This is a genomic window from Limnobaculum eriocheiris (assembly GCF_021010575.1).
Taxonomy (GTDB): domain Bacteria; phylum Pseudomonadota; class Gammaproteobacteria; order Enterobacterales; family Enterobacteriaceae; genus Limnobaculum; species Limnobaculum eriocheiris.
The window spans coordinates 1-7,441 of the sequence record NZ_JAJNAG010000074.1 but is presented as its reverse complement, the minus strand read 5'-3'; the positions used below and the strand labels follow the sequence as shown (position 1 = coordinate 7,441).

12 protein-coding genes and 1 riboswitch are annotated in these 7,441 nt (G+C 46.3%); of the genes, 10 read left to right on the top strand and 2 right to left on the bottom strand.

Annotation, left to right across the window (positions count from 1 at the left end):
• The 9 genes from LPW36_RS17210 to LPW36_RS17170 form a co-directional block, all read left to right on the top strand.
• The coding region (locus LPW36_RS17210; RefSeq protein ID WP_230610561.1) for a transketolase-like TK C-terminal-containing protein at positions 1-126 on the top strand (126 nt) is incomplete at its 5' end.
• Between the two features lie 163 nt (positions 127-289).
• Positions 290-372, top strand: a riboswitch (Fluoride riboswitch).
• A 129-nt stretch (positions 373-501) separates the two neighbouring features.
• Positions 502-888, top strand: coding sequence for a fluoride efflux transporter CrcB (gene crcB, locus LPW36_RS17205; protein WP_230611794.1), 387 nt, complete (start codon positions 502-504; stop codon positions 886-888).
• Positions 889-1,309: 421 nt separating this feature from the next.
• Entirely contained in the window at positions 1,310-1,984 is a 675-nt protein-coding gene (locus LPW36_RS17200; protein ID WP_230611793.1) for a DedA family protein, read from the top strand.
• A gap of 212 nt (positions 1,985-2,196) precedes the next feature.
• Positions 2,197-2,508: an ElaB/YgaM/YqjD family protein gene (locus LPW36_RS17195; protein WP_230611792.1), complete on the top strand. Its 312-nt coding sequence runs from the start codon at positions 2,197-2,199 to the stop codon at positions 2,506-2,508.
• A gap of 2 nt (positions 2,509-2,510) precedes the next feature.
• Entirely contained in the window at positions 2,511-2,906 is a 396-nt protein-coding gene (locus tag LPW36_RS17190) for a phage holin family protein (RefSeq protein ID WP_230611790.1), read from the top strand.
• Entirely contained in the window at positions 2,903-3,187 is a 285-nt protein-coding gene (locus tag LPW36_RS17185; protein ID WP_230611788.1) for a YqjK-like family protein, read from the top strand. Before LPW36_RS17190 ends, LPW36_RS17185 begins: the two co-directional genes overlap by 4 nt.
• 299 nt (positions 3,188-3,486) lie before the next feature.
• Complete coding sequence (locus tag LPW36_RS17180; RefSeq protein WP_230611786.1) at positions 3,487-3,882, top strand: DoxX family protein; 396 nt, start codon at positions 3,487-3,489, stop codon at positions 3,880-3,882.
• 140 nt (positions 3,883-4,022) lie between these two features.
• Positions 4,023-5,012 (top strand): glutathione S-transferase family protein, encoded by a 990-nt coding sequence (locus LPW36_RS17175; protein WP_230611784.1) that lies wholly within the window; start codon positions 4,023-4,025, stop codon positions 5,010-5,012.
• A 14-nt stretch (positions 5,013-5,026) separates the two neighbouring features.
• Positions 5,027-5,884: a pirin family protein gene (locus LPW36_RS17170; RefSeq protein ID WP_230611782.1), complete on the top strand. Its 858-nt coding sequence runs from the start codon at positions 5,027-5,029 to the stop codon at positions 5,882-5,884.
• A 56-nt stretch (positions 5,885-5,940) separates the two neighbouring features.
• On the opposite strand, the gene LPW36_RS17165 is transcribed toward LPW36_RS17170, so the two are convergent.
• Both LPW36_RS17165 and LPW36_RS17160 read right to left on the bottom strand, forming a co-directional pair.
• Positions 5,941-6,183 carry a hypothetical protein gene (locus tag LPW36_RS17165; RefSeq protein ID WP_230611780.1) on the bottom strand — a complete coding sequence of 81 codons (243 nt, stop codon included), beginning with the start codon at positions 6,181-6,183 and terminating at the stop codon, positions 5,941-5,943.
• A 38-nt stretch (positions 6,184-6,221) separates the two neighbouring features.
• Positions 6,222-7,115, bottom strand: coding sequence for a LysR family transcriptional regulator (locus tag LPW36_RS17160; RefSeq protein WP_230611779.1), 894 nt, complete (start codon positions 7,113-7,115; stop codon positions 6,222-6,224).
• A 252-nt stretch (positions 7,116-7,367) separates the two neighbouring features.
• On the opposite strand from LPW36_RS17160, the gene LPW36_RS17155 reads away from it, so the two are divergent.
• Positions 7,368-7,441, top strand: a 74-nt coding sequence (locus LPW36_RS17155) for an IS1 family transposase (protein ID WP_338085967.1), incomplete at its 3' end; no start/stop codon positions are given.

The following is a 7,441-nucleotide window of genomic DNA, read 5'->3' as shown; positions in this document are numbered from 1 at the left end:
GGTCTGAATGGTCGTATTGTTGGCATGCGCAGCTTTGGTGAATCCGCACCGGCAGAACAACTGTTTGCCGAGTTTGGCTTTACCGTTGATAACGTCGTGGCGAACGCCCGTGAGTTGTTGAAGTAAATTTGCATGACCAAAGCCCCGGAAGCTTTCCGGGGCTTGAATAATAAACCAATTTATTTTTCCTTCAGTGAATATTCCGGATGTAAAAGCCCGGTACCCATATTACTAATGAGCCCGGCCGGAAGACAATCTGTACTCACCTATCACTCTATTTCACGCTATACTACCAACCGGTGATGGCGTTCCACCGTTAACCTCCCGGTTATAAACCGCCTGATATTAAAGGCTGATGACACCTGACAACGATGACTCCATCATGGAGGTCTGTGTGCGTCAGGTGTTTTTATTGCCCACTCAGTACCTCCGAGAGCCATCTAAATCCAATTCAATAAACTAAATCTGTGCAACCATTGGCTTGCATAGCAGGAGAAAAAAATGAGCTACGGCATAACATTATTGATCGTTGCCTTTGGTGGGGCCGTTGGGGCAATGAGCCGCTTTCAGATTACTAACTGGTTTGTTCAATGGTTTGGCAATAGTTTTCCCTACGCCACTCTTGCGGTAAACATAGGTGGTTCTTTCATCATGGGGGCACTTATGTCAGCCCTGACTCATGGCTCATTGATTTCCCCCCACTGGCGCCCTTTAATTGGTGTCGGTTTCCTGGGAGCGTTAACCACTTTCTCCACTTTTTCGTTCGATACTCTGGTGTTATTTACTCAGGGAGAGTGGTTAAAAGCGGCGCTGAATATCATCGCTAATGTACTGCTGTGCCTATTTGCCGTGGCTATTGGTTATCAATTATTGATAAAGGCCCAGTGAATTAATCGGTTTTTGGTCTCCATCAATAATAGTACTTTCAGAGCGTGATAATCTTCAGCCTGTTTTTCTGTAAAGATGTTAAAAGAATCCTCAGAAACAGCGGAAGTCCTGATTTTTTGCTGTTTCGACATAGTGAACTTTGTTAGAGTGGCAATATTATTTTCTCCCTGTTTTTTGGACAAAAGAGAAAAATCAGTGAAGGCAGCAAATAGTCCAACACATGTTGACTAAACTGATATCAGAAGCCCGAACATTCCAAAGGCTTCACCAATTTAGCTGTAGATTACTTAGCGTCGAAAGAAGTCTGTAGATGTTCAGGGCACACGCCAGATACCAGCCTTACTTTAGCAGCAGAGATCTCTGGCAAACCATTTAATCCCCGGGGACATATTCCGGTTGCACCGATGTTTAGGAATACGAAATGGATGTAATACAAACGCTCTGGCAAGCGCTCTGGCACCACGATATAGCAATGCTGACTAATCCGTCCCTTACCTGGACGCTATACGGCATACTTTTCACTATCCTGTTGCTGGAAAACGGGGTTCTTCCTGCGGCATTTTTGCCGGGAGACAGCCTGTTGCTGTTAGTGGGTGTTTTAGTCGCTAAAGGCGCAATCAATTATCCGCTGGCGATTGTGATTCTTACCGCCGGTGCCAGTATTGGCAGTTGGGTTGGCTTTCTACAGGGACGATGGCTGGGTAATACTGCGCTGGTACAAAACTGGCTTTCCCATATTCCACCTCATTACCATCAGCGTGCCCATAACCTGTTCCATCGCCATGGTTTAGCAGCGCTGTTTATCGGTCGTTTTCTGGCTTTCGTTCGTACTCTGTTACCTACTCTGGCAGGCGTTTCCGGCCTGGACAGCAAACGCTTCCAGTTTTTCAGTTGGATGAGCGGTTTTCTATGGGTGACGATTTTAACCAGCCTGGGCTATGCGCTGGGCAGCACCAAAATTTTCGACCGCTATGAAAACGAATTAATGAAATGCCTGGTGTTATTACCTATCGTACTGTTAGTTGCTGGTCTGATTGGTTCGATCATTGTTATCTGGCGCAAAAAACGCGCTCATAACGCCAATAAGGGCCTGTAATTCCTCAATCCTCAACCCGAAACGAAATTCTCAGCCGAAATGCGCCGTCATTTCGGCTTTTATTTTGTTGATTCTCAGATAGAAACTTAGGTGTCATTTTGACCAGTTTCCTTTCACTTCCTGACAAAACCGCACAATTTCTCCTTTAATAACATTGAATAATGGTCTATGGTTAGTACTATAATTCGCTCATATTTTAAGGAGTAGATCCAATGGCACAGCAAAAAGAAAGTACTTCAGAACAACTTCGTGAAGAGCTCGAAACACTGGCAAATACGTTGGAAGAGATTCTGCACCCCTCTGGCGATAAACCTAAAGCTGAACTGGATAAAATACGCGCTAAAGCTGAAGGATTGCTAAAAGATACCCGCACCCGCTTAACCGAAACCAGCGGCAAAATGGTTGACCAAACCAAAGAAATTGCTGATAAAGCTGACACCTATGTGCATGAAAAACCATGGGCTGGCGTAGGCATCGGTGCAGCCGTTGGCCTGGTACTTGGCGTACTGTTAACTCGTCGCTAATCATGTCAAATAGCACCTCTGCTCAGGGCCCCGGCAAGGGTGCCCTGGTGACTATCCAGCGAATTTTCACCTTGCTGCATCGCATGGTGCAAACCCGTCTGGAACTGATCGCTGTAGAACTGGAAGAAGAGAAGGCCAATCTGCTTCAATTATTGATGCTGGTTGGTCTGACGCTGGTGTTTACCGGTTTCTGTCTGATGGGCCTGTTTATTTTGGTTTGTCTGGCGATCGATCCAGTTAATCGGGTGTTGGCTTTATCTCTTATCACCGGAATCCTGTTCCTGTTGGCAGTTATCACCGGAGTTTGGGCTATGGTTCGGGTTAAACGCTCTACCTTTCTGAAGGAAACCCGTAATCAATTGAAGCTGGACCGCATCCTGCTTGAGGACGATAAGTGAATAAGCAGCAACGGGAAATTAAAAAGAGCCTGCTGCTGCAAAATATTGCCCGGCAGCGTTCAGATTTAGCTCAATATCGTCAGGACTGGCTGGAGCAAACCCAGTCTTTTGATCGGGGCTGGCTGGCACTGACCCGCTATCCTGTCATCACCGCCACCGGACTGGGCGTCGCAGTAGTGTATGGTTTACGCCATCCTGGTAAATTAATACTGTGGAGCCGTCGTGCCCTTGGCATCTGGAGTAGCGTGAATTTTGTCAAAAATAGTCTAAACTCGAAATAACCTTTTTCTATCCGGATTTTCCCGCCTGTTTCATACTGCTGATTAATTCAACAATAATTCTGATCTTATGCTTCGGGAATTAATGTACTCGTCTTATCATATATATAATTTCGTTATATATCATAACCATTAAGTGCACACACTCATTCAGATTTTTTGAATTAATTATGCAATTCTTCTCGCTAACAACTTTCTGTCACCTGAACTAGGATAAGCACATCGAAACGAAACAATGTTTGTACGTTACCACTACGGGCAAACAGATCATTATCAAACTGTGTTCAGGAGTTAGAGTAGACATGAAAAATTTAAATAGCGTTGCATTACTAATCGCCCGTATTTTAATGCCAATCCTGTTTATTGTGGCTGGTTACGGTAAGTTAGGTGATGCTTACGCCGGAACACAACAATATATGCAAGCCATGGGCGTACCGGGCTTCCTGCTGCCGTTGACAATCTTACTTGAACTGGGTGGTGGTCTGGCGGTGCTGTTTGGGTTACTGACTCGCACCACCGCAATTTTCACCGCGCTGTTTACCCTGTTAACTGCCTTTATTTTCCACAGCAACTTTGCTGAAGGCGTAAACCAGTTAATGTTTATGAAAAACCTGACTATTGCCGGTGGTTATCTGTTACTGGCAGTAAGTGGTCCTGGCGCATTCAGTATCGATAGAATGTTAAACAAAAAATGGTAATCCACCCATAAACCGAAAGCTGCGCTCTGAAGGCGCAGTTTTTCATTTTCTATTTTTTCATATAGTTAAACATATAGGAAAAGCCTTTCACTCAAAATTGAGCTATACCTGTTATAACCAACTTATCTGCGGAGGTAACAATGGGACAGTTAGTTAATGGAATCTGGCAGGATGTTTGGTACGACACAAAATCAAGTAATGGCCATTTTAAACGAACCGCACCTCAGTTTCGTCACTGGGTGACTGCTGACGGCCAGCCTGGCCCAACCGGAGAAGGCGGTTTTAAGGCAGAAGCCGGACGCTATCATCTGTATGTCTCCCTTGCCTGCCCCTGGGCTCATCGCACCCTGTTGATGCGTAAGCTAAAAGGGCTGGAGCACATAATTTCAGTTTCTGTAGTACATCCTCTGATGCTGGAGCACGGTTGGACCTTTGCCACCGACTTTGAAGCCGCTACCGGCGATAAGATTTTTGGGCTGGATTATTTGTATCAGCTCTATCTGAAAGCTATTCCTGACTATACTGGTCGGGTAACGGTACCCGTACTGTGGGATACGCAAAAGAACACCATTGTCAGCAATGAATCTTCAGAAATTATTCGTATGTTCAATAGCGCATTCGATAATCTGGGGGCCACTCCAGCAGATTATTATCCGGAACCATTGCGTGAAGAGATCGATCGGTTAAACGATTGGATCTATCCAAATGTTAACAATGGTGTTTATAAAGCAGGTTTTGCCACCCAACAGAATGCCTACCGTGAAGAAGTGGCTAATGTTTTCAATGCGCTGGATAAGCTGGAGGATATTCTTAGCTCACGGCGCTATCTGACTGGCAGCCAGCTAACCGAAGCCGATCTAAGACTCTGGACGACCTTAGTTCGCTTCGATCCGGTGTATGTCACCCACTTTAAGTGTGACTATCAGAGGATCAGCGATTATCCAAACCTGTATGGCTTTTTGCGGGATATCTATCAGCTTCCGGGCATTCATGAGACGGTTAACTTCCCGCATATCCGCAACCACTATTATCGCAGCCATAAAACCATTAACCCGACAGGAATTATCTCCATCGGGCCAAAACAGGATCTCAATGCTCCACACCATCGCGATCGGCGTTTTGGTGAATAAGTAAGGAGAAAGTGATGAGCAATCAACAATATCGAGCTATTCACCAGATATTTCCGGCAATGGCAACTCAGGACGGTGCAGGGGTTAGCCTCAAACGCGCTTTAGGCCAGAGTGACAGCCAGAGAATGGACCCTTATCTGATGATGGATGTGTTCTTTTCCGACGATCCACAAGACTATATCGCCGGTTTTCCTGACCATCCACACCGTGGTTTTGAAACCATTACTTATATGCTGGAAGGCAATATGCTGCACGAAGACCATGTTGGTCATCGCGGTGAATTGAAAACCGGCGGAATTCAGTGGATGACCGCAGGCCGAGGGATTATTCACTCTGAAATGCCACAGCAGGTGGATGGCGAAATGCGGGGCTTCCAGATTTGGCTCAATCTGCCAGCAGTCGATAAGATGAAAGATCCCAGCTATCAAAATTTCGATGCTGAACAACTGCCTGATATTTCACTGCTTGAAGAGGGGCAAATCATTCTGATTGCCGGTTCTCTGACGCTGGACGGCGATACCTACACCAGTCCGGTACAGGCACATGCCACCCAACCATTGATCGCTGATATTCGTCTGGAACCTAATGGTGAAGTGCATATTCCGGTTCCTGCCGGACTTAACGCCCTGCTCTATCTGTTTGAAGGTGAAATTCAGGTGGGGAATGAAGCGTTGCAGTTTGACCAGACGGCGATTCTTACCGATGGTGATATGCTGCACTTAAAAGCCGATATTCTGGGTGGGCGAGCCATGCTATTGGCAGGTAAACCACTGAATGAGCCGGTGGTGCAGTATGGTCCCTTTGTGATGAATACCATCGATGAAATTAAGCAGGCAATCAATGACTATAACAGCGGAAAGTTTACCGTTTAGTCTTATTGTATAAGGGCTTCAGGGTGAAGGCGGGCTACCAACTTTCACCCTGTTAACTAGCCGATTTTTGTCGGGTAGACTAGGCTACGGCAAAAATAATCAGTGCGCCGGGGGCACATTCCCTGCCAGGGCAAACGACGGGATTTCACCAATAATAACGAAAGGGAGAGAACGGCAAACAGGGCCCGGCCAAATACCAATACGGCAACACCGCTGATAATTAACTTGCCGAAAATACCGGAAATGCCAAACAGAACGGCAGCGGCATGCATTTGCCACAAAGCGGTACTACGGGTCATAATGTTGCCAAACAGAGAAAAACTGAGGCTTACAGCGGTCAGGCAGAAAACAGTTTAGGTATTTCACGCAGTAACCAGGCTTTTGCTTTACCAATTTGATCCCGCCGCCATGCCATGATGATCTCCACCTCACTACCCGGATCGTCACCAATGACTTTCAGTCTGCCATTTTTTAGATCGTCCTGAATCATGTTAACGGGCATGGTGGCGATGCCTAACCCGGCCAACAGTGCTTTATGTTTATCTTCCAGCGAACTAACGGTTAAACGATGCTGCTTCTCCAGCACTTTTACGGTCAAAATCGGACGTTCTTTGGCGGTATCCGCGATGGCGATACCACGATATTTCAGACGAGTGCTATCATCTAACGGATTCTGTTCCTGATGAATAGGATGGTCTGGTGCAGCCACATATAAACTGGTGACGTTATACAGACGAACTGAATTAATTTCAGAAGATTGGCGCAGATAGTCAGAAGGACCAATGACAATATCCGCTTTCCCCTGTTCCAGACACTCCCAGGCACCGGCCAGTACCTCTGTGGTAATAGCAATTTGGGTATCTGACTTTTCAGCCAGCCGGTTAACCAGAGGGAACAGGCTCCAGGCGGGCACCAGCACTTCGGTGACAATAGTAATATTGGTTTCCCAACCGCGGGATAAGGCTTCTGCATCGGAGGTCAGCTTATCTGCCGCCTCCAGCAGAATACGCCCACGCTCCAGCAACAAACGGCCAACCGGAGTAAACTTGGTACGGTGGCCTGAACGGTCAAACAACACCACATCCAGTTCTTCCTCCAGCTTTTGCATCGTATAGCTTAATGCTGAAGGAACCCGACCAAGCTCTTCTGCGGCAGCCGCAAAGCTACGACGGCGCTCAATCGCATCCATGACTCTTAACGCTTCGAGTGTTAGTGCCCTGTCTTTATTCATAATAATCGCTGAATGATTGGCCGGATTGTTGATAACAATATTGTGTGTCAGACTAACCCGCGAATTGAAAATCGTCCAGTAGCAATCAACCTTACCGCCTGTTATTTATGCCATACCTCACATCAATATTCATGAAATACATTATCCAGTACTCAGCATTATCGATAAAAACCAGCGCGATTATATTTATTATCAATAATCGGTCGTGACGCATATTTAGTGTTGTGGTATTCTTCGCCCTTTGGATGATTGATGGCAAAGATTGATGTAGTTTGTCCCCGCTGTTCTGAAACGAGTGATGTGATCCGAAACGGTCATTCCACCTC

Bases quoted from the DNA above. Each gene is read 5' to 3' on its own strand.
- crcB (WP_230611794.1), top strand. From the start codon at position 502: ATGAGCTACGGCATAACATTATTGATCGTTGCCTTTGGTGGGGCCGTT.
- LPW36_RS17200 (WP_230611793.1), top strand. From the start codon at position 1,310: ATGGATGTAATACAAACGCTCTGGCAAGCGCTCTGGCACCACGATATA.
- LPW36_RS17195 (WP_230611792.1), top strand. From the start codon at position 2,197: ATGGCACAGCAAAAAGAAAGTACTTCAGAACAACTTCGTGAAGAGCTC.
- LPW36_RS17190 (WP_230611790.1), top strand. From the start codon at position 2,511: ATGTCAAATAGCACCTCTGCTCAGGGCCCCGGCAAGGGTGCCCTGGTG.
- LPW36_RS17180 (WP_230611786.1), top strand. From the start codon at position 3,487: ATGAAAAATTTAAATAGCGTTGCATTACTAATCGCCCGTATTTTAATG.
- LPW36_RS17175 (WP_230611784.1), top strand. From the start codon at position 4,023: ATGGGACAGTTAGTTAATGGAATCTGGCAGGATGTTTGGTACGACACA.
- LPW36_RS17170 (WP_230611782.1), top strand. From the start codon at position 5,027: ATGAGCAATCAACAATATCGAGCTATTCACCAGATATTTCCGGCAATG.
- LPW36_RS17165 (WP_230611780.1), bottom strand. From the start codon at position 6,183: ATGACCCGTAGTACCGCTTTGTGGCAAATGCATGCCGCTGCCGTTCTG.
- LPW36_RS17160 (WP_230611779.1), bottom strand. From the start codon at position 7,115: ATGAATAAAGACAGGGCACTAACACTCGAAGCGTTAAGAGTCATGGAT.